The 19432-nt window shown below is 69.3% G+C and carries 23 protein-coding genes; 9 read left to right on the top strand and 14 right to left on the bottom strand.

Going from position 1 to position 19432, the window contains the following annotated elements:
* Window positions 1-12: 12 nt before the first annotated feature.
* Together Sp245p_RS10305 and Sp245p_RS10310 are read right to left on the bottom strand one after the other, a co-directional pair.
* Window positions 13-702 (bottom strand): HAD-IA family hydrolase, encoded by a 690-nt coding sequence (locus Sp245p_RS10305; protein WP_014240067.1) that lies wholly within the window; start codon window positions 700-702, stop codon window positions 13-15.
* Between the two features lie 63 nt (window positions 703-765).
* Window positions 766-1989, bottom strand: coding sequence for a benzoate/H(+) symporter BenE family transporter (locus Sp245p_RS10310; protein ID WP_109138486.1), 1224 nt, complete (start codon window positions 1987-1989; stop codon window positions 766-768).
* A gap of 83 nt (window positions 1990-2072) precedes the next feature.
* Here Sp245p_RS10310 and Sp245p_RS10315 point away from each other — a divergent pair, with 83 nt between their 5' ends.
* Window positions 2073-2762: a GntR family transcriptional regulator gene (locus tag Sp245p_RS10315; protein WP_014240065.1), complete on the top strand. Its 690-nt coding sequence runs from the start codon at window positions 2073-2075 to the stop codon at window positions 2760-2762.
* Window positions 2763-2772: 10 nt separating this feature from the next.
* On the opposite strand, the gene Sp245p_RS10320 is transcribed toward Sp245p_RS10315, so the two are convergent.
* From Sp245p_RS10320 to Sp245p_RS10330, 3 genes are all read right to left on the bottom strand, one after another.
* A complete protein-coding gene (locus Sp245p_RS10320) occupies window positions 2773-3792 on the bottom strand; it encodes an RluA family pseudouridine synthase (protein ID WP_014240064.1) in 1020 nt (339 codons plus the stop codon).
* Complete coding sequence (crcB, locus tag Sp245p_RS10325) at window positions 3792-4193, bottom strand: fluoride efflux transporter CrcB (protein WP_014240063.1); 402 nt, start codon at window positions 4191-4193, stop codon at window positions 3792-3794. The genes Sp245p_RS10320 and crcB overlap by 1 nt, the downstream gene beginning before the upstream one ends.
* A gap of 67 nt (window positions 4194-4260) precedes the next feature.
* Window positions 4261-5172, bottom strand: coding sequence for a hypothetical protein (locus tag Sp245p_RS10330; protein WP_014240062.1), 912 nt, complete (start codon window positions 5170-5172; stop codon window positions 4261-4263).
* An 84-nt stretch (window positions 5173-5256) separates the two neighbouring features.
* Between Sp245p_RS10330 and Sp245p_RS10335 the strand changes: the two genes are divergently transcribed.
* Window positions 5257-5733 (top strand): hypothetical protein, encoded by a 477-nt coding sequence (locus Sp245p_RS10335; protein WP_014240061.1) that lies wholly within the window; start codon window positions 5257-5259, stop codon window positions 5731-5733.
* Window positions 5734-5740: 7 nt separating this feature from the next.
* Here Sp245p_RS10335 and Sp245p_RS10340 read toward each other — a convergent pair whose 3' ends face one another.
* A complete protein-coding gene (locus Sp245p_RS10340; RefSeq protein ID WP_014240060.1) occupies window positions 5741-7078 on the bottom strand; it encodes a replication-associated recombination protein A in 1338 nt (445 codons plus the stop codon).
* Between the two features lie 28 nt (window positions 7079-7106).
* Window positions 7107-7511: a hypothetical protein gene (locus Sp245p_RS10345; RefSeq protein ID WP_041810998.1), complete on the bottom strand. Its 405-nt coding sequence runs from the start codon at window positions 7509-7511 to the stop codon at window positions 7107-7109.
* Between the two features lie 125 nt (window positions 7512-7636).
* On the opposite strand from Sp245p_RS10345, the gene Sp245p_RS10350 reads away from it, so the two are divergent.
* Window positions 7637-7900, top strand: coding sequence for a hypothetical protein (locus tag Sp245p_RS10350; protein WP_014240058.1), 264 nt, complete (start codon window positions 7637-7639; stop codon window positions 7898-7900).
* A gap of 45 nt (window positions 7901-7945) precedes the next feature.
* Here Sp245p_RS10350 and Sp245p_RS10355 read toward each other — a convergent pair whose 3' ends face one another.
* From Sp245p_RS10355 to rpsM, 5 genes are all read right to left on the bottom strand, one after another.
* Window positions 7946-8524 (bottom strand): YqaA family protein, encoded by a 579-nt coding sequence (locus Sp245p_RS10355; protein WP_014240057.1) that lies wholly within the window; start codon window positions 8522-8524, stop codon window positions 7946-7948.
* A gap of 160 nt (window positions 8525-8684) precedes the next feature.
* A complete protein-coding gene (gene rplQ / locus Sp245p_RS10360) occupies window positions 8685-9107 on the bottom strand; it encodes a 50S ribosomal protein L17 (protein ID WP_014240056.1) in 423 nt (140 codons plus the stop codon).
* A gap of 216 nt (window positions 9108-9323) precedes the next feature.
* Window positions 9324-10343, bottom strand: coding sequence for a DNA-directed RNA polymerase subunit alpha (locus tag Sp245p_RS10365; protein WP_014240055.1), 1020 nt, complete (start codon window positions 10341-10343; stop codon window positions 9324-9326).
* A 131-nt stretch (window positions 10344-10474) separates the two neighbouring features.
* Window positions 10475-10873, bottom strand: a complete 399-nt coding sequence (rpsK, locus tag Sp245p_RS10370) for a 30S ribosomal protein S11 (RefSeq protein WP_012974490.1) — start codon at window positions 10871-10873, stop codon at window positions 10475-10477.
* Between the two features lie 15 nt (window positions 10874-10888).
* Window positions 10889-11257 carry a 30S ribosomal protein S13 gene (gene rpsM / locus Sp245p_RS10375; RefSeq protein WP_014240054.1) on the bottom strand — a complete coding sequence of 123 codons (369 nt, stop codon included), beginning with the start codon at window positions 11255-11257 and terminating at the stop codon, window positions 10889-10891.
* Window positions 11258-11591: 334 nt separating this feature from the next.
* Here rpsM and pyk point away from each other — a divergent pair, with 334 nt between their 5' ends.
* On the top strand, window positions 11592-13034 hold the full coding sequence (gene pyk / locus Sp245p_RS10380; protein WP_014240053.1) for a pyruvate kinase: 1443 nt from the start codon (window positions 11592-11594) through the stop codon (window positions 13032-13034).
* 11 nt (window positions 13035-13045) lie between these two features.
* Here pyk and Sp245p_RS35670 read toward each other — a convergent pair whose 3' ends face one another.
* Together Sp245p_RS35670 and Sp245p_RS35675 are read right to left on the bottom strand one after the other, a co-directional pair.
* On the bottom strand, window positions 13046-13765 hold the full coding sequence (locus tag Sp245p_RS35670; protein WP_246119756.1) for a sensor histidine kinase: 720 nt from the start codon (window positions 13763-13765) through the stop codon (window positions 13046-13048).
* A complete protein-coding gene (locus Sp245p_RS35675; RefSeq protein WP_246119757.1) occupies window positions 13726-15375 on the bottom strand; it encodes a PAS domain S-box protein in 1650 nt (549 codons plus the stop codon). The genes Sp245p_RS35670 and Sp245p_RS35675 overlap by 40 nt, the downstream gene beginning before the upstream one ends.
* Before the next feature lie 201 nt (window positions 15376-15576).
* Between Sp245p_RS35675 and Sp245p_RS10390 the strand changes: the two genes are divergently transcribed.
* From Sp245p_RS10390 to Sp245p_RS10410, 5 genes are all read left to right on the top strand, one after another.
* On the top strand, window positions 15577-16002 hold the full coding sequence (locus tag Sp245p_RS10390; protein WP_014240051.1) for a YqaA family protein: 426 nt from the start codon (window positions 15577-15579) through the stop codon (window positions 16000-16002).
* Window positions 16003-16020: 18 nt separating this feature from the next.
* Entirely contained in the window at window positions 16021-16509 is a 489-nt protein-coding gene (locus tag Sp245p_RS10395; protein ID WP_014240050.1) for a YbaN family protein, read from the top strand.
* 184 nt (window positions 16510-16693) lie between these two features.
* Complete coding sequence (gene ccoG / locus Sp245p_RS10400) at window positions 16694-18157, top strand: cytochrome c oxidase accessory protein CcoG (RefSeq protein WP_014240049.1); 1464 nt, start codon at window positions 16694-16696, stop codon at window positions 18155-18157.
* Between the two features lie 32 nt (window positions 18158-18189).
* On the top strand, window positions 18190-18729 hold the full coding sequence (mog, locus tag Sp245p_RS10405) for a molybdopterin adenylyltransferase (protein ID WP_014240048.1): 540 nt from the start codon (window positions 18190-18192) through the stop codon (window positions 18727-18729).
* Window positions 18730-18858: 129 nt separating this feature from the next.
* Window positions 18859-19425, top strand: coding sequence for a hypothetical protein (locus tag Sp245p_RS10410; RefSeq protein WP_014240047.1), 567 nt, complete (start codon window positions 18859-18861; stop codon window positions 19423-19425).
* The last annotated feature ends 7 nt before the right edge of the window (window positions 19426-19432 follow it).

A 19432-nucleotide genomic window follows, 5' to 3' on the forward strand; every position in this document is an offset into this window, starting at 1 on the left:
TCGAATGCTCTCTTAACGGTGCAACAGGTCCAGCACGGCGCCGGCCACCTCGCGCCCGCGGTGGACGATGCGGTCGGCCCCGGCGCCCTCCAGCTCGGCCACCGCGTGATAGCCCCAGGAGACGCCGACCGACGCGACCCGCGCGTTGCGGGCCATCTGAATGTCGTAGGTGGTGTCGCCGATCACAACCGTCCGCGCCGCCTCCACCCCGGTGTCGGCCAGGGCGCGGTAGACCATGTCGGGGTGCGGCTTGCCGGGGCCGATGTCGCTGGTCTGGAGTGTGACGAAACGGTGCGCCAGCCCGTGATGGGCCAGCACGGCGTCCAGCCCACGGCGCGACTTGCCGGTCGCCACGCCGAGCAGAACGCCCGCCGCCTCAAGCGCGTCCAGCGTGTCGCGCAGGCCGGGAAACAGCGGCTCGTGCAGGTCGCCGCGGTGGCGCAGCGCCGCGAAGGCGTCCTTGTAGCTTTCCGCGACGGCCACATGGCGGTCGGTGTCCAGGTTCGGCAGCAGTTGCGACACCGCCTGCACCAGCGGCAGCCCGACCATGCGGCGCACCTCCAGCGGGTCCGGCTCGCCCAGCCCGTGGGCGGCCCAGGCGGTGGTCATGGCGTCGATGATGGCGAACTGGCTGTCCACCAGCGTGCCGTCGCAATCGAACAGGGCCAGCCGCAGGGGACGGGCATTCTCTGAGCTGCTCACGGGCATCGCCTCCGGGACGCGGGTCGTACCGGACTTATGCGGCTCGCATTGGGAAAGCGCAACTCACTTTGCCGGCTGCGACACCGAAGGGCGCCAATGGAGCAAATGGACCGCCCCGCCCAGCAGCAGGCCCCAGAAGGCCGAGCCCACCCCGGCGACGGACAGGCCGGAGGCGGTGACCAGCATGGTGACCAGCGCGGCTGTCCGGTTCGCCTCCACCTGCACGGCGCCCATCAGGGCGGCACCGAAGGCGCCGACCAGGGCCAGCCCGGCCACCGCCTCGATCAGGATCGGCGGGGAGCGGGTGACCATCACCGCCGTCACCCCGGCCAGCCCGGCGAACAGGATGTAGCCGATGCCGCCGACGAAGGCGGCCTGCCAGCGCCGCGCCGGGTTGGGGTCGGCGTCCGGGCTGGCGCAGAGCGCCGCGGTGATCGCCGCGAGGTTGATGGTGGGCGCGCCGCCCAGCGCCGTCAGGGCGGAGGCCGCCCCCGTCGCCAGGAAGATCGGGCGGGTCGGCGGCGCGTAGTTGTAGGTCGCCAGGACGGCGAGGCCGGGAATGTTCTGCGACGCCATGGTGACGACGAACAACGGCAGGGCGATGCCGACCATCGCTTCCCAGGTGAACACCGGCTGGACGAAGGTCACGCCCGGCCACAGCGCACCGGACAACACCGCCCCGCCGGCCAAACCGCCGGAAGAGTCCAGCGCCATCGCCCCCAGCGCCACCGCCACCGCGGCGGGCACGGCGTAGAGACGCGCCACCCGCCCCACCACCGCCCAGGTCGCCAGCACCAGCAGCGCCATTCCCGGCGCCTGCGACACCGCCAGGAAGGGGGCCAGGCACAGCTTCAGCAGGATGCCCGCCAGCATGCCGTTGGCCAGCGGCTTGGGAATCGCCGCGATCCAGCGGCCGAGCGGCGACCACAGCCCGGCCAGGATGATCAGGACTCCGGTCGCTATGAAGGCCCCCACCGCGGCGGGGAACCCGCCCTCCACCGCGCCGGTGGCGGCGAGCAGCGCCATGCCCGGCGTCGTCCAGGCGATGCTGATCGGCTTGCGCCGGTGCAGGCTGAGCCCCATCGCCGTCAGCCCCATGGCGAAGCCCAGCAGGACGAGGCCCGACACCACCTGCTCCGTGCTGGCACCCACGGCGGTCAGGCCATGGATCACCACCGCCACCGAGCTGGCATAGCCGACCAGGGCCGCCAGCAGGCCGGCGCCGACCGCGCGCAGGGAAAGCCCCGTCGAAAGGTCCGTCGCCGGGACGGTGTCGGAAGAGGACATGGCTTGGGACCCTCCATCGGGGGTGCAGGACGATGGGGAAGGTGATAGATTGGATCCAATATCCTGGCAAGGGGAGATCACGCATGGCGGTCAACGACGGGCTGTCGCGCCTCGTGGCGCGTGCGCGGCCGCGCCACCGCACCACCACGGAGTTCGTGGAGGCGACGCTGCGCGAGGCGATCCTGACCGGGGTCATCGCGCCGGGCACGCCCTTGCGGCAGGAGGAGCTGGCGGAAACCTTCGGGGTCAGCCGCATGCCGGTGCGCGAGGCGCTGCGCCAGTTGGAGGCGCGGGCGCTGGCCGAGTTCCACCCGCACCGCGGGGCGGTCGTCGCGGAAATCTCGGCGGCGGACGGCGCCGACATCGGGGCGATCCGCATGGCGCTGGAACCGATGGCGCTGCGCCTGTCGCTGCCCGGCCTGACGGCGGCGGACCTCGATCAGGCGGAAGAGTTGATCGCGGAGATGGATGGGGAGGCCGATCCGGGTCGCATGGGGGAGCTGAACCGGCGCTTCCACATGACGCTCTACGCGCGGGCCGGGCGGCCCCGTCTGCTGGCGCTGACGGAGCAGCATCTGCTGGCCGCCGACCGTTACCTGCGCTTCCAGTTCGCGGCGCTGGGCTATCTACCGCGGTCGCAGGACGAGCACCGCGCGCTGCTGGCGGCCTGCCGGGTGGGCGATGCGGACACGGCCTGCCGGCTCGTCACCGAGCATGTCGGACAGGCGGCGGAGCAGCTCACGGTGTTCCTGGAGGGCCGCGAGGCGGGGTGAGCCCCCCGCCTTACTCGACCCCCTCGAACGGGTCGCCCTTCAGGCTGGCGCTGAAGCCCAGATACTTCCAGGTCGTCAGCATGTGGTCGGGCAGCGGCGCCGTCACGTCGATCATCCGGTTGCCGCCGCGCGGGTGCGGCAGGATCAGCCGGCGGGCGTGCAGATGCAGCTTCTTCTGGATCTCTGCGCCCGGAAGATGGGCCCCCTGCCCGGCGTACTTGCCGTCGCCCAGGATCGGCGTGCCGATGGCGTTCATGTGGACGCGGAGCTGGTGGGTGCGGCCCGTGCGCGGCCACATGGCGACGAAAGCCGCCTGCTTGCCCAGGTTTTCCAGCACCGTGTAGTAGGTGACGGCGCGCTTGCCGTCGTCCTCGTCGCCAGCCACCCGCTCGCCCTGCGGCCCGCCTTCCTTGGCCAGCGCGAGGTCGATCTTGCCCTGGTAGGGCTTCGGCACGCCGACCGTGGCGGCCCAGTAGATCTTGCGCACGTCGCGGCCGCGGAACTGCTCCGTCAGCTTGGACGCCGCGAAGGTGTTGCGCGCCAGCAGCAGGACGCCCGAGGTGTCCTTGTCCAGCCGGTGCACCAGCTTCGGCCGCTCCTTCGCGTCGAAGCGCAGGGCGTCCAGCATGGCGTCGAGATGCTTGGTGGTGTTGGTGCCGCCCTGCACGGCGAGGCCCGCCGGCTTGTTCAGCGCGATGACGTCGCCGTCCTTGAAGAGAACCAGCGCCTGGAGCGCCGCGATGTCCTTGTCCGACATGGCCGGCTTCTTCGGCGCGGGTGCCGCGGCGGCGCCCTCCGGCTTGGCCCAGTCGGCCAGCGGCGGAATGCGGATGGACTGGCCGGCGGCGAGCCGGGTCGAGGTTTCCGCCCGCTTGCCGTCCACGCGGATCTGGCCGGTGCGCAGCAGCTTCTGCAGATAGCCGTGCCCCACGTCGGGGAAATGGCGCTTGAACCAGCGGTCGAGGCGAACGTCGGCCTCGTCGGACGTCACGGTCCGGGTTTCCACGCTGGGGGACTTGTTCTCACTCATCAAACGGGCACCGAAACAAGAGAACGCACGACCGCGAGGCCGGCAAAGAAACCCGCGATGGTCAGCACCATCGAGGCCAGGATGTAACCCGCCGCCGCCGGCAGGGCGTTCCGCTCCACCAGCAGCCCGACGTCGAGCGTGAAGGAGGAGAAAGTGGTAAATCCCCCCAGCACCCCGACCATCAGCAGCGCCCGCAGCTCCGGCGAGGGCGACCACACCAGCGCGGCCAGCTCCGCCAGCGCGCCCATGGTGAAGCAGCCCACGGCGTTCACGATCAGCGTCCCGTAGGGAAACTGCGTGCCCAGCCAATGGCCGACCGCCGTCATCAGAAGATAGCGCGCCATGGACCCGACGGCTCCACCGACGGCAACCGCGGCGAGCGTGGACGGTGATGCGATCACGGAACCTCCGGAACGGATGGGACGACGGGCATCCCGCGCGGATTAGAGCCAGAATTGCGGCGGCTTGTCACGTGCCGGGCGCAGCATCCTCTGGATTCCGGTCGCCCACGCCGAAGATCCAGCCCTCCTGCCGCCGCACCCGCGCGTCCATGGCCGGCGGACTCCACACCGCCTGCCGCTCGGCCAGCCAGCGCAGCCCCGCCGCCGAGACCAGGGCGTCCGCGTCATGGTCGGTCACCACTCCGGACAAGCCGGCGGGCGGCGCGCCGAGGACGGCCAGCGCGGCATCGGTCGCCGCCCCGTCGCGGATCTTGCGCAGCCCGAAGCCAGCGCGGATGAGGAACAGGCGCGGGTAGATCTCGCAGATGACGGTGCGGCCCGGACCCGGCGCGTCGAAGGGCCAGACCGCCACCCGGTCCGGCGCCGCCCGCTTCAGCGCCCGCAGCATGCGCATTCCGGCCAGACCGCCCTTCCCCACCTGCTTGGCGCCGATCAGCTTGTAAGGGCTCTGCGGGCTGCCGTAGCCGTCGGCGCGGCACACCCGCTCGGTCCGCCGGTGCGGATCGCGGTACCAGTCCGGCTGCGTCCCGGCGCGCCAGAAATCGGCGCCGTAGCCCGGGTGCGCCGCGAAGCCGCCCCCGGCGAAATCCGGTTCCGCCCCGGCCACCGCCTCCACCAGGTCCCAGAGGTCGAACGCCGTCGCCAAGTCGGGGTCGGGGAAGTAGCGCCCGGCCACATCGAAGGGCAGCGAGAAGGCGCAGTCGATCCCGACCAACGCCGGCCCGCGCTCCAGCCCGTCCAGCAGCCAGTCGAACACGGCGGTGCGCGACCATTGCCGCTCCGTGGGAGCGACGACCCGGGGCGGCCCCTCCGCACCGCATTCGGCCACGGCGATGCCGGCGTAGCGCTTGCCCGCGGCGCCCGACCAGTCGATGGCGATGAAGCGCCCCAAGTCCGGCAGCGCGGCCCCCGTCGTCATTCCTGATCGCCCCAATCCAATTTCACGATGCTGAAAGCGGAACGTCCGACAGTCAGCGCAGGATCATTGCACCGGAGTATCCCCATGCCCACCCTCAGGATTGCCGGACTGCTCATCGCCGGTTTGCTCTTGTCCATCGCCCCGGCATGGAGCGCTCCCTGCCTGGAAATCCAAAGCGTCCGGCTTTCCGCCGATCCCGAACGCAACATGGCGGAGGGCGGGCGTCTCGCGCGACACATTCTGGGCGCGGTGCCACCGCCCAAGGCCGGGCAGAGCGTCGGCACGCCGATGTTCGCCGACCGCCGGGCCTGGGACGTGGCATGGCAGGCCTTGACCAGTCATCCGGGACAACTGCTGTGTGGCGACGAGATCGGCAGCACCCAGTACGGCAAGACGCTGGGCGTTCAGGTCCCCTCGATGCTGTGCGAAGAGACCGACGGCGCGGGGCGCTGCGTTCGCGCGCGGCCCTTCACCAGTGAAACCGTGACCTATGTGTTCGAGGTTTCCGGTCCGCCGGAGGCGCCGGCCTGGATTCTGGGAACCGCCTACCCGAAGCCGTGAAACGCGGCTACTCGTCCCCGTCCGCGGCCTTGCGCTCGCGCAGGCGCCCCCAGTAGTCCTGGCGCTTCTTGATCTCGCGCTCGAATCCACGCTCCACCGGCTGGTAGAAGGCGCGCCGAGCCATGCCCTCCGGGAAGTAGTTCTGGCCGGAAAAGCCGTCCGCCGTGTCGTGGTCGTACTCGTAACCCTTGCCGTAACCGATCTGCTTCATCAGCTTGGTCGGGGCGTTCAGGATGTGCTTGGGCGGCATCAGGCTGCCGGTTTCCTTGGCGGCGCGCACCGCGCTCTTGTAGGCGGTGTAGCCGGCGTTCGACTTCGGCGCCGTCCCCAGATAGATGACCAGCTGGGCGATGGCCAGTTCCCCCTCCGGGCTGCCCAGCCGCTCGTAGGCCTCCCAGGCGGCGGTGGCCTGGGCGAGCGCGTTGGGGTCGGCCATGCCGATATCCTCCACCGCGAAGCGCGTCAGCCGGCGGGCGATGTAGCGCGGGTCCTCGCCACCCTCCAGCATGCGGGCGTACCAGTAGAGCGCCGCGTCGGTGTCCGACCCGCGCAGCGACTTGTGCAGCGCGCTGATGAGGTTGTAGTGCCCCTCCTGCGCCTTGTCGTAGAGCGGGGCGCGGCGCTGGATGGCGGTGGCGAGCGCGTTGTTGTCGAGAAGCGCGCCGTCCTCCGGCACCGGCAGGGCGAACAGCTCCTCGCAGAGGTTCAGGCAGAAGCGCCCGTCGCCGTCGGCCATCGCCTTCAGCGCCGCCCGCGCGTCCGGCGTCAGCGGCAGCGGGCGGCCCATCTCCGCCTCGGCCCGCGACAGCAGCTTTTCCAGCGCGGCGTCGTCCAGCCGGTTCAGCACGAAGACCTGGGCGCGGGACAGAAGCGCCGCGTTCAGCTCGAAGGACGGATTTTCGGTGGTGGCGCCGACCAGCGTGACGGTGCCGTCCTCCACATAGGGCAGGAAACCGTCCTGCTGGGAGCGGTTGAATCGGTGGATCTCGTCGATGAACAGCAGCGTGCCCTGCCCGGCCGCGCGCCGCGCCCGGGCGGCGTCGAACACCTTGCGCAGGTCGGCCACGCCGGAGAACACCGCCGACAGCGGCTCGAAATGCAGGTCGGTGGACAGGGCCAGCAGCCGCGCGATGGTTGTCTTGCCGCAGCCGGGCGGCCCCCACAGGATCATGGAGGCCAGCCGGCGCGCGGCGACCATGCGGCCCAGCGGGCCGTCGGGCTTCAGCAGATGCTCCTGCCCGACCACCTCGCCCAGGCTGCGCGGGCGCAGCCGGTCGGCCAGCGGGCGGGGGGCGCCCGCCTCGAACAGGCCGCCGGTGGCTCCGGAGTCGCCGCGTTTGCTCATCGCTGATCCACCGATCGCACCGGACCGGTCACTGGTTGGTGGGCGCGCCGCAGCGCTGGTAACACATGCGCAGCGAATGCTGGCAGTTGTCGGTCGGCGAGAAGATGCCGCCGCGGTCCGGACGGTCAAGCCCGCTCTGCGCGCGCGCGGCCACCGAGTCCATGCAGGAGTTGTTGCTGCGCTCGCACTGGGCGCGGCAGGAATCGTCGCTGCCGACACCGCCGTCCAGGCGGAGCGACGGGTCTTCGACCCCGCGGGCCGGGCGCGAGGCGGCCGGCGACCCGGCGGGAGCCGTTGTGGGGGCCGCGGTGGAGGCCGCCGGAGCACCGCCCACGGCGGCGCCGGACGAACGCCCCGGCGCGTCCGCGCAGGCGGCGAGCGCAACCAGGGCGAGGGCCAGCACCGGCCCCAGAATGAGTTTCGGACGGAACATCTCGGCTTTGACTCCCATTGTTCTTGCGTGACCCCGGACGTTGGCGGATGGTCCCCCGCATTGGACCATGCCGCGGGCTCGGCGCCCACTATGCCGGGAACGCAAGCGATAAGGGAATGCCTCAAATGAGTCCCAACAATCCCGGCCCGTCGCCGCGCCGCCGGACATCGACCACCGTCTTCGTGGCGCTGCTGATCGGCGGCCTGCTGCTGCTCGTCGTGCGCATGCTCGCCATGCCCACCGTCAGCGCCGGCGAGGTCGTGCTGCCCCTGCTGGCCGGCATCGGCATGGCGCTGGCCATCGGCGTGATGGTCATGCGCGACCGCCGCGAGCGCAACGCCCTGCCCCCGTCGGAGCGCAACCGCCAGGACCGCGGGATGCCGGATTGATTCTTGGTGGATGCGGGTGACGCGCGGGGCCGAGCCCCGCGCCGCTCACACGAATTTGAAGCTGAGCAATCCGCCGATGATGATGACCAGCAGAACGGTCGTCACCAGCATCAGCCGCTTCTCGATGATGTCGCGCACCTGCGGCCCGTAGAAGTGCAGCAGGATCGCGATCATGTAGAATCGCGAGAATCGCGCAACGATCGAGCACAGGATGAACACCGTCAGGTCGAGATGTGCGAACCCCGCGGTGATCGTCAGCAATTTGTAGGGTATGGGCGTGATGCCCTTGAGGATCAGGAACCAGGGGCCGAATTCGGCGAACATGTCCTGGAAGCGCTGGAACGACTCTTGCGCGTTGTAGAGGTCGATGATCAGCCGTCCGATGCTCTCGAACAGGTAGAACCCGACCGCGTAGCCGAACAGCCCGCCGATCAGCGAGGCCAGTGCGCAGATGTTGGTGTAGCGCCAGAGCTTCTTAGGCTCCGCCAGACACATCGGCACCAGCATGACGTCGGGCGGCAGAGGGAAGAAGGAGCTTTCCGCGAAGGAGACGGCGGACATCCACCAGACGGCGTCCTTGCGGGCGGAGAGCTTGAGAATCCGGTTGTAGAGAGGTTTCAGCATACCGCGCGCGCGGCGCCCTCCCGAAGTGACGGAACCCGAAAACCGGAAACCCTCCCTCCGGGGATGAACCCGAAGGGAGGGCCGGTCGGTCACCTATATCGTCGTCCGCGGCCCGGGGGCAACGGCGACGACAAGATTTCACGAAAGCTCAACCGTGGGCTCAGCCCTCGGCCTCGACCTCTTCCTTGATCTCCACCGGGCCCGAATCCTGGCCCTTGGCGGCGACGTCACGGTCGACCAGCTCGATCACGCCCATGGCGGCGGCATCGCCGTAGCGGAAGCCGGCCTTCAGGACGCGGCTGTAGCCACCCTGGCGGTCCTTGTAACGGTCGGCCAGGACGGTGAACAGCTTGGTCACCATCGCGTCGTCGCGCAGCTGCGCGAAGGCGAGACGGCGGTTGGCGAGGCCACCCTTCTTGCCGAGCGTGATCAGACGCTCGACGATCGGGCGCAGATCCTTAGCCTTCGGCAGGGTCGTCTTGATCTGCTCGTGCTTGATCAGCGCATTCGCCATGTTCGAGAACATGGCCTTGCGGTGGCTGGTGGTCTTGCTGAACTTACGTCCGGAAACGCCGTGACGCATGACGGTCCTCCTTCATGGCGTGGCCCCCCTCGGGGAGCCGGTGGTGAACCCGACCGCCCAGTTTTCGGCTGGTACGGCGCGGGGCGGGCCGGTTGATGGCCCTGGGAACACTTGCCCCCTCCCCGGCCCTCCCCCGCCTTCGGCAAGGGAGGGAGATCATCCCCTCCCCTGCGAAGCCGGGGAGGGTCAGGGAGGGGGCAATAAGGTGTGCGAGACTTAGTACGGCTCTTCCAGACGCTTGGCCAGCTCTTCGATGTTCTCGGGCGGCCAGTTCGGGATTTCCATACCGAGGTGCAGACCCATCTGGGCCAGCACTTCCTTGATCTCGTTCAGCGACTTGCGGCCGAAGTTCGGCGTGCGGAGCATCTCCGCCTCGGTCTTCTGCACCAGATCGCCGATGTAGACGATGTTGTCGTTCTTGAGGCAGTTGGCCGAACGGACCGACAGTTCCAGCTCGTCCACCTTGCGGAGCAGGTTCTTGTTGAACGGAACCTCCTCGTGCTTCTCCTCGGCGACCGCGTGGGTCGGCTCCTCGAAGTTGATGAACAGCTGCAGCTGGTCCTGGAGGATGCGGGCGGCCAAAGCCACCGCGTCGTCCGGCTTCACGGCGCCGTTGGTCTCGACGACCATCGACAGGCGGTCATAGTCGGTGACCTGCCCGACGCGGGCGTTGTCGACCTTGTAGGAGATCTTGCGGACCGGCGAGAACAGCGCGTCGACCGGGATCAGGCCGATCGGGGCGTCCTCCGGACGGTTCTGGCTGGCCGGGACATAGCCCTTGCCGGTCTCGACCGTCAGTTCCATGTTCAGGCGGGCGCCGTTGTCCAGCGTGCAGATCACGAGATCCGGGTCCATCACCTGGATGTCCGCGCCGGTCTCGATCATGCCGGCCTTCACCTCGCCGGGGCCTTCGGCGCGCAGGCGCATGCGCTTCGGGCCGTCACCGCCCATACGCAGACCCATCGACTTGATGTTGAGGACGATGTCGGTCACGTCCTCGCGCACGCCGGGGATCGACGAGAACTCGTGCAGCACGCCATCGATGTGGATCGCCGTGACGGCCGCACCCTGCAGCGAGGAGAGCAGCACGCGACGCAGCGCGTTGCCGAGCGTCAGACCGAAGCCACGCTCCAGCGGCTCGGCCACGACGGTCGCCGTGCGGTCGGCGTCGTCACCGGGCTGGATGTCCAGCTTGTTCGGCTTGATCAGTTCCTGCCAGTTCTTCTGAAGAGCCACGGTATTACCTCATGCCATCGGGGTGGACACACGTCCGCGGAGACCGGCCGTTCCCATCCGATGGCGCCGCGATGGCTGCGGCGCCTGTCCCGGAACGGCGGGTCCCCGCGGGTGCGGAGTAGCGATGCTTCTTAGACGCGACGCTTCTTCGGCGGACGGACGCCGTTGTGCGGGATCGGCGTGACGTCGCGGATCGAGGTGATCTGGAAGCCGATCGACTGCAGAGCGCGCAGCGCCGACTCACGCCCCGAACCCGGACCCTTCACCTCGACCTCGAGGGTCTTCATGCCGTGTTCCTGGGCCTTGCGGCCCGCGTCCTCGGCGGCGACCTGGGCGGCGTAGGGGGTCGACTTGCGCGAACCCTTGAAGCCCATCGTGCCCGACGACGACCAGGCGATGGTGTTGCCCTGCGCGTCGGTGATGGTGATCATCGTGTTGTTGAAGGAGGCGTTCACGTGAGCGACGCCGGCGGTGATGTTCTTGCGCTCGCGACGACGAAGACGCTGCGAAGCGGCTGAGGGCTTGGCCATGGTCCGTGCGTCCTCTTACTTCTTCTTGCCGGCGATCGGCTTGGCCGGACCCTTGCGGGTGCGGGCGTTCGTGTGGGTGCGCTGGCCGCGGACCGGCAGGCCCTTGCGGTGACGCAGGCCACGGTAGCAGGCCATGTCCATCAGACGCTTGATGTTCATGGCGACCGAACGGCGCAGGTCGCCTTCGACGCGGTAGTCGGCGTCGATGGTCTCGCGGATCTTGAGGATCTCGTCGTCCGTGAGCTGGTTCACACGGCGCTCCGCCGGGATCTCCAGCTTCGTGCAGATTTCCTTGGCCTTGAAGGGGCCGATGCCATGAATGTAGGTCAACGCAATCTCCACGCGCTTCTGCGCGGGGATGTTGACGCCAGCGATACGCGCCACGCCTGCTCTCCTCGATATCTCAACGGCAGCCCTCATGGGCCGCCTACACACCGATTGATCCCCGATCCGGACGCCGGGGCCCGAAGGCCGGACGGCAAAACACGGATACGGGACGCACAATGTCTCCCGCCGGGCCGGTTGGGCCGCGGGAGGGTGCGACTATAGAAAAAGCCGGAAATCTGTCAAGGCCGTTCTGCGGCGTTACCGTGCTTTTCCCGGTGCCCGACCATTGTGGGGAGGCGGACCGCGGTTGACAAGCCGGACGGCAGAACTTGAGATGAACGGCCCGCCCCGAACGGAACAATCCGAACGGCCCATATCAGAAGGCAGACCCATGACCCGCAAAGGCATCCCCTTCCGGCGCTTCCGCCTGACCAAGATCGTCGCCACGCTGGGGCCGGCCACCGCGACGCCGGAGATGATCCGCGCGCTGTTCGAGGCGGGCGTGGACGTCTTCCGCCTGAACTTCAGCCACGGCACGCACGAGGACCACGGCAAGCGCCTCGCCACGCTGCGCGCGCTGGAGGCGGAACTCGACCACCCCATCGCGGTGATGGCCGACCTCCAGGGGCCGAAACTGCGGCTGGGCACCTTCGCCGACGGTCCGGTCACCGTCGAACCGGGGCACCGCATCCGCCTCGACCTCTCCACCGAGCCGGGCGACGCGACCCGCGTCGGCCTGCCCCACCCGGAAATCTTCGCCGCGCTTGAGCCGGAGGCGGAGCTGCTGGTGGACGACGGCAAGGTCCGCCTGCGCGTCGTCGACTGCAGCCCCGACCACGCCGACTGCGTCGTGCTGTCCGGCAGCCGCTTGTCCGACCGCAAGGGCGTGAACGTTCCGGGCGTCGTCCTGCCGCTGACGCCGCTGACCCCGAAGGATCACGAGGATCTGGCCTTCGCGCTCGACCAGGGAGTGGACTGGGTGGCCTTGTCCTTCGTGCAGCGGCCGGAGGACGTGGCCGAGGCGCGCAAGCTGGTCGCCGGGCGGGCCGCCCTGCTGTCGAAGATGGAAAAACCGCAGGCCATCCAACACCTGGAACGCATCGTCGAGCTGTCGGACGGCGTCATGGTCGCTCGCGGCGACCTGGGCGTCGAGATGCCGGCGGAGGACGTGCCGAGCATCCAGAAGCGGATCATCCGCGAATCGCGCAAGGCCGGAAAGCCGGTGATCGTCGCCACCCAGATGCTCGAGTCGATGATCGGCGCCCCGGCGCCGACCCGCGCCGAGGCGTCGGACGTGGCGACCGCGGTCTATGACGGGGCGGACGCGGTGATGCTGTCGGCGGAGACCGCGGCGGGCACCTACCCCATCGAGGCGGTGTCGATGATGGACCGCATCGCCCGCCGGGTAGAGCAGGACCCGCTCTACCGCACCATCACCGACGCCCAGCACCCCGACCCCCAGCAGACCTCCACCGACGCCGTCACCGCGGCGGCGCGGCAGGTCGCCCACACAATCCAGGCCGCGGCCATCGTCACCTACACCACCAGCGGCTCCACCACCCTGCGCGCCGCCCGCGAGCGGCCGGAGGTGCCGATCATGTGCCTGACCTCAAGCCTGGAGACGGCGCGTCGGCTCCAGCTCGCCTACGGGGTGCACAGCGTGCACTCCGCCGACGTGGCCGACTTCAACGAGATGGTCCAGAAGGCCGCCCGCTGCGCCTACGAGGACGGGCTGGCGGTGGAGGGGCAGCGGCTGGTCATCACCGCCGGCGTGCCCTTCGGCACCCCCGGCAACACCAACATCCTGCGCATCGCCTGGGTGGATGCGCAGTAAGGGGAAAGCCGTCAGGCCGGCGGACGCTCTGCCGGCGCGACGCGGGGAAAGCGCAGGGTGAAGGCCGCGCCGCGGCCCGGCGCGCTGTCGAGCGCGATGCGGCCCCTCAACCGGCGGGTGGCGATGTTGTAGACGATGTTCAGCCCCAGCCCGCTGCCGCCCGTTCCGCGGCTGGTGGTGAAGAAGGGCTCGAACACCTTGCCATGGAGTTCGGACGGGATGCCGCGCCCGTCGTCGGCATAGACCAGTTCCACCTCGTCGCCCCCCACCGCGCGCGCGGCCACGCGCAGCGTCCCGTGCTGGCCCGGGGCGTAGCCGTGAATGATCGAGTTCATCACGAGGTTGGTCAGCACTTGGCTGAGCGCGCCGGGGTAGCCGTCGATCAGCAGATCCGCCGGGCAATCCACCTCCACGCCGTGGGCCGCCCGCTTGATGCGGACGCCCAGGCTGCGCAGCACCTCGTCGATGTAGTCGCGAAGGTCGAAGACGCGGCGCTCCTCGCTCGCCTGATCGACGGCGATCTGCTTGAAGCTCTGGATGAGTTGGGCGGCGCGGTCGATGTTCAGCAGCATCAGGTGCGCCGCCTCCCCCGCCATGTCGAGGAAGTCGGCGAAGTCGGGCCGGCGCAGCGTTCCCGCCTCGAAATCGCGCCGGATGACCCGGGTCCGTTCCGCCATCAGCGAGGCGCCGGTCAGGGCGATGCCGATGGGGGTGTTGATCTCATGCGCCACCCCGCCACCAGGGACCCCAGCGCCGCCATCTTCTCGGACTGGATCAGATGGGCCTGCGCCTCCTTCAGGTCATGGAGCGCGCGTTCGGCTTCCTCCCGCGCGGCGTGGGCGCGCTCCTCCGCATGGACGCGGTCCGACACGTCGGTGTGCGAACCGACGATGCGGAACAGCTCGCCGTCCGGACCAAGAACGCGGATGGCGCGGCTCAGCATATGAACCACGGTGCCGCGCTTGTGGCGGAAACGCAGGATGAACTGGCATTCGCCCATCGCGCCGTTGATAAGGTCGCGGGCCATCCGGGCCGACAACTCGCGATCCTCGGGCAGGATCAGCTCGGCCCAGCGGGCGGCGGTGTTGACCATCTCATCCTCGCCGTAGCCGAGCATTCCCCACCAGTAGGGCGACAGCCACAACTCCCCCGTGCGCACGTCCCATTGCCAGATCCCCTCGCGCGCCGCCCGGATCGCCAGTTCGAACAGCTCCCGGCTGGCGATGATCTCGCGCTCGGCGTTCCGCCGCTCGGTCACGTCGGTGTAGGTGACGACGAATCCGCCGTCGGGCAGAGGCCGGATCAGGCATTCCAGCACGTGACCGTCGGAACGGGTGCACTCCCAGGACCGCTCGTCCGGGGCGGGGCGGGCGGGAAGCGGCACCTCGAGGGCCGCGGACGGGCCGGTCCCGGACCCGGTCAGGGCGTCGGGGCACACGCTCTCCGGCCCAAAGGCCACCCCCTGCCCGACCCGCCGGGCAATGGCGGCGTAGGGCGTGTGATAGCTCAGGAATTCCGGCTCCACCCCCAGCAACTCCGTGACACGCCCGTTCCAGGCGACCAGCCGAAGCCCCCGGTCGAAGGCCATCACCCCCTGGCCCAGCCCGTTCAGGACCGCCCGGCTCTGGTCCCACTGGGCTTCGAGCGCCTGTTCGGTGCGCTTGCGGGCGGAGATGTCGCTGATGCAGGCGAGCATGGCGTCCTCGCCCCGGAACCGGAACCGCCGGGCGGAGACCATCGCCCAGAGATCGCTGCCGTCGGGCCGGCACAGCCGGGTCTCGAACCCATCCACGCCGCCCGCCCCGTCGCGCAGGGCGGCGAGGAGCCGTTCCCGCTCCGCCGGTTCGGTGTAGTAGGCCTTGGCGAAGCTGCGCCCGACCACGTCGTCGGGCGGCACCCCGAACAGCCGGCCGGCGGGCTGGTTGACCGCCATCACCAAGCCGTCGGACAGCCGGGTCACCACCAGGGGAACGGCAATGGCCTGCATGATCGCCCGCTCCGCCTCGCCGGCCCGGTCGCCCAGAAGGTCCTCCAGGCCGAAGAAGCCGGTGTCCTCCTGCAGGGCGCCGCCATCACCGGCAAGGGTCAGCACCAAGTCGCCGCCCTCGCCCTCCGCCGGAATCAGGAGTCTGCGTCCTTCACCCGGCGGAACCGCAAGCGCCACCGTCTCCCCGGCGCGCAACCGCTCCGCCGCCGCGGCAGCGTCCTCACGCAACGGAAGCGACGCCAGAAGGGCGTCGAGGCGATCCCCCGGACGACCGCCCAGCGACGCCCGGAACACGGCGTTGGCCCAGATCAGGCGCCCGTCGGCATCGAAGCGGGCAAGGCCGGCAGCGGCCATCCGCGAACACTCCCCTTCATTCCCCAGAATGACGCCCGCCGGATGAGACCGGTCGGGCGTTCCGAGTCCATCCGCTGCGAATTCATACAAAATGAATCTACACCAGTTTATCGCGGCTGCACCATGGCGCCTCCCGCATTCCTGTATGCGCACCCATGTTCTAGCCTCCGCCACCCCCGGCCCGGAAGGACCGACCGCCGCATGTCCGAGTTTGCCGCCTACGGCGGGCTGTTCCTCACCGCGTTCCTGGCCGCGACGATCTTTCCGGCCCAATCGGAAATCCTGCTGGTCGGCATGCACGCCACAGGCAACTACGACCATCTGGCGCTTCTGCTGTTCGCCACGGCGGGCAACGTGCTGGGGTCGGTGGTCAACTGGGCGCTCGGGCGCTACCTGATGCATTTCCAGGATCGCCGCTGGTTCCCGGTCCCCGCGTCCATGGTGGCGCGGGCCACCCGCTGGTACCAGCGCTTCGGGGTGTGGTCGCTGCTGCTGGCCTGGATGCCGGTCATCGGCGATCCGCTGACGCTGGTGGCCGGCATCCTGCGGGTGGACATCCGGATTTTCCTGCTGCTGGTCACCGCGGGCAAGGCGGCCCGCTACGCGGTGCTGGTCCTGGCCGTGTGAGCGTCCTACATTCACCCCATGGATGACCAGACCGCCCTTGCGGAGGACGCACCCGTCTGCGCTTCCCCCCTGCGGCGCCGGCTGTGGCTGGCGCTGGGATACGCCGCGGTCGGGCTGGGCATCGCGGGCACCGTGCTGCCGCTCCTGCCGACCACCCCGTTCCTTCTGCTGGCCGCCGGGGCCTTCGCCAAGAGCAGCCCCGCCCTGCGCGACCGGCTGTACCGCGACCCGCGCTTCGGCCCGCTGCTGCGCGACTGGCAGTCCGAAGGAGCGATCCCCCGCAAGGCGAAGGCGGCGGCGCTGATCGGCATGAGCGTGAGCTGGGCGATCGTAGCGCTGACCGCCAGCCGCCCGCTGGTTCCCGTCCTGGCCGGCACCTGCATGGCGGCGGTGGCCGTCTACATCGTCACCCGTCCGTCACCATCCCGGCCCGCACCACAAGATGCGGTGTCCGAAGGCACAGCGGCGGCGGACGGAAACGTTTCCGCATTGCGAAACGAAGCTTGAGCCAATCGGCCGATGGACGTATTACAGCCGGTAATCCCGGCCGGTCACCAGCGCCGCTGAAAAATCCTTATAATCCATAGGGATTTTTCAAATCCGTTCTCGTCTTGATCCCGATCAAGAAGCGCTCGGGTCCTGTCCGCTATTGTCCGGTCTTGCGTCCCTATCCGGAGCCAAGGCAGACGATATGCCAGACGGAAGCGCTGTCACGCCGGCGAAAATCCAGTTTTTCGAGAGCCAGAAGAAGATCCACCCGAAGGCCGTCTCCGGACGCTACCGGCGCTGGAAGACCATCCTGACCTGGGTGCTTCTGGCGGTCTTCTTCATCGCCCCCTGGATTCGCTGGGAACGCGGCCCCGACGCGCCGGCCCAGGCGGTGCTGTTCGACCTGACGACGCCGCGCTTCTTCATCTTCTGGATCGAGATCTGGCCGCAGGAAATCTACTACCTCACCGGCGTCCTGATCGTGGCGGCGCTGGGGCTGTTCCTGGCGACGGCGCTGGCCGGGCGCGTGTGGTGCGGCTTCACCTGCCCGCAGACGGTGTGGACCGACCTGTTCGTCTGGATCGAGCGCGCCTTCGAAGGCGACCGGGCGGAGCGCATCCGCCTGGACAAGGCCCCGTGGAGCGCGAAGAAGGTCCTGCGCAAGACCGGCAAGCACGCCGGCTGGCTGGCGCTGTCCGTCATCACCGGCTTCGGCTTCGTCGCCTTCTTCACCGACGCGCCGCGCTTGGCCGTCGATCTGCTGACCTTCAACGCGACCTATGAGGCGGCGGGCTTCTTCGCCCTGTTCGCGGGCATGACCTACGTCATGGCCGGCTGGACGCGCGAGCAGATGTGCTACTACATGTGCCCGTGGCCGCGCATCCAGACCGCCATGCTGGACGAGCACAGCCTCGTCGTCACCTACGACACGCTGCGCGGCGACACCCGCGGCCCGAAGCGCAAGTCGCAGAGCTGGGACGAGCGCCGGACCAAGGGCTTCGGCGATTGCATCGATTGCGGCCAGTGCGTGCAGGTCTGCCCGGTCGGCGTCGACATCCGCACCGGCGAGCAGGCGGATTGCATCAATTGCGGCCTGTGCGCGGACGCCTGCGACAACATCATGGTGTCGCAGGAGCTGCCGAAGGGCCTGATCCGCTTCGACAGCCTGGCCGCCCAGGACACCCGCGCCCAGGGCAAGACCTACCAGTGGCGGCTGATCCGCCCGCGCACCATCGTCTACGGCCTGCTGATGCTGGTGATCACCGGCGCCATGGCCTGGAGCTACGCGCTGCGCCCGCGGCTGGACATCGCCGTGCAGCGCGACCGCGCCCCGCTCTTCGTCACGCTGCAGGACGGCACCATCCGCAACGCCTACACCTTCAAGGTCTCCAACAAGACCCGCCAGGACCGTTCCTACACGCTGGCCGCCGCCGGCATCGCCGGTGCCGAGGTGAAGGTGGTGGGAGAGCGCGACGAGGACAGCGGCAGCGCGGTCAGCCACATCTCCGCCTCGCCGGACAGCGTGGCCACCTACCGCGTCTACGTCACGGTGCCGCGCGACTCCGTGCCGGACGCCTCCACCCCGGTCACCTTCCAGCTGACCGACACCAACAACGGCGACCGCGACAGCTACAAGAGCGTGTTCCTGGCGCCGGGCAGCAAGTAAGCCTGCCGGACATTCCATAAGGACCGCCGCCCATGACCTCCGCAAAGCCCGCCCGCATCGGCATCGTCACCGTGTCCGACCGGGCCAGCCAGGGCATCTACGAGGACAAGGGCGGCCCGGCCATCCGGGAGGAGCTGACGCGCATCGTCGCCTCCCCCTGGGAGCCGGTGGCCCGCGTCATCCCCGACGACCGCGAGGGCATCGCCGCCACCCTGATCGAGCTGGCCGACCGGGAGCGTTGCGACCTGATCGTCACCACCGGCGGCACCGGCCCCGCCCCGCGCGACGTGACGCCGGAGGCGACGGAGCAGGTCTGCGAAAAGATGATGCCCGGCTTCGGCGAGCTGATGCGGTCGGTCAGCCTGACCGTGGTGCCGACCGCCATCCTGTCGCGCCAGACCGCGGGAATCCGCGGCAGCAGCCTGATCGTGAACCTTCCGGGCAAGCCTTCCGCCATTCACGATTGCCTGATGGCGGTCTTTCCGGCAATTCCGTACTGCCTCGATCTGATCGGCGCGGCGCGCATCGACACTGACCCATTGGTCTGCAAGGCATTCCGCCCGAAGTCCTGAGCTTTTGCCTATACCCTTTTTGCGCGTGCGGAGAGGAATACCATACGCATGGCCATGTTGCCTTGCGGGAACCCGTGCTCACCTTTTTCGTTCGAGGGGAGCGGGGTCCCCGATCAAGGTGAGCCAGCCATGCTGTTCGATTTCGAGCCTTCGGGCATCAACGACACCTATCTGCGCCTGACCCGGCGCGGTGTTTCCTGCATCGTCGCTCCGGCCGGGGCGTGGAACGGGTTGCTTCGGGTCAACTACATCGTCGCCGGGTCGCCCGGCGGCGCCGATCCGCACATGATCTACCGCTCCCTGGACATCGGGTGGGACGACGGGCGCTTCTGCTGGAAGGGCCGCGCCGCCCCGGTCATGACCACCTCCGCCATGGTGGACATCCTTCAGGAACGCGGGCTCGTCACCAGTGGCGAGGCCGAGCGGCTGCTGTTCGGCATCAACAGCCCGGCGTCGGGCGGGTCGTCGGACGAGGCGCTGATCGCCCGCGCCATGCTTCTGGGCTGCACCTTCTCGCCGATCTACGAGGACGCGCCGCTGAGCAGCGGCCCGCCGCGCGTGGGCGGTTTCGCCCTGCGCACCCTGGCCGATCCCGGCGCCTTCGTGCTGACCGCCCGCGACGGCCTTCCCGTTCTGGACGCGCCCGCCCGCGACGCGCTGAAGCGCCTGATGGCCGAGAACGGCATCACGGTCTGACCGCGGC

The sequence above is a fragment of the Azospirillum baldaniorum genome (assembly GCF_003119195.2).
Taxonomy (GTDB): Bacteria; Pseudomonadota; Alphaproteobacteria; order Azospirillales; family Azospirillaceae; genus Azospirillum; species Azospirillum baldaniorum.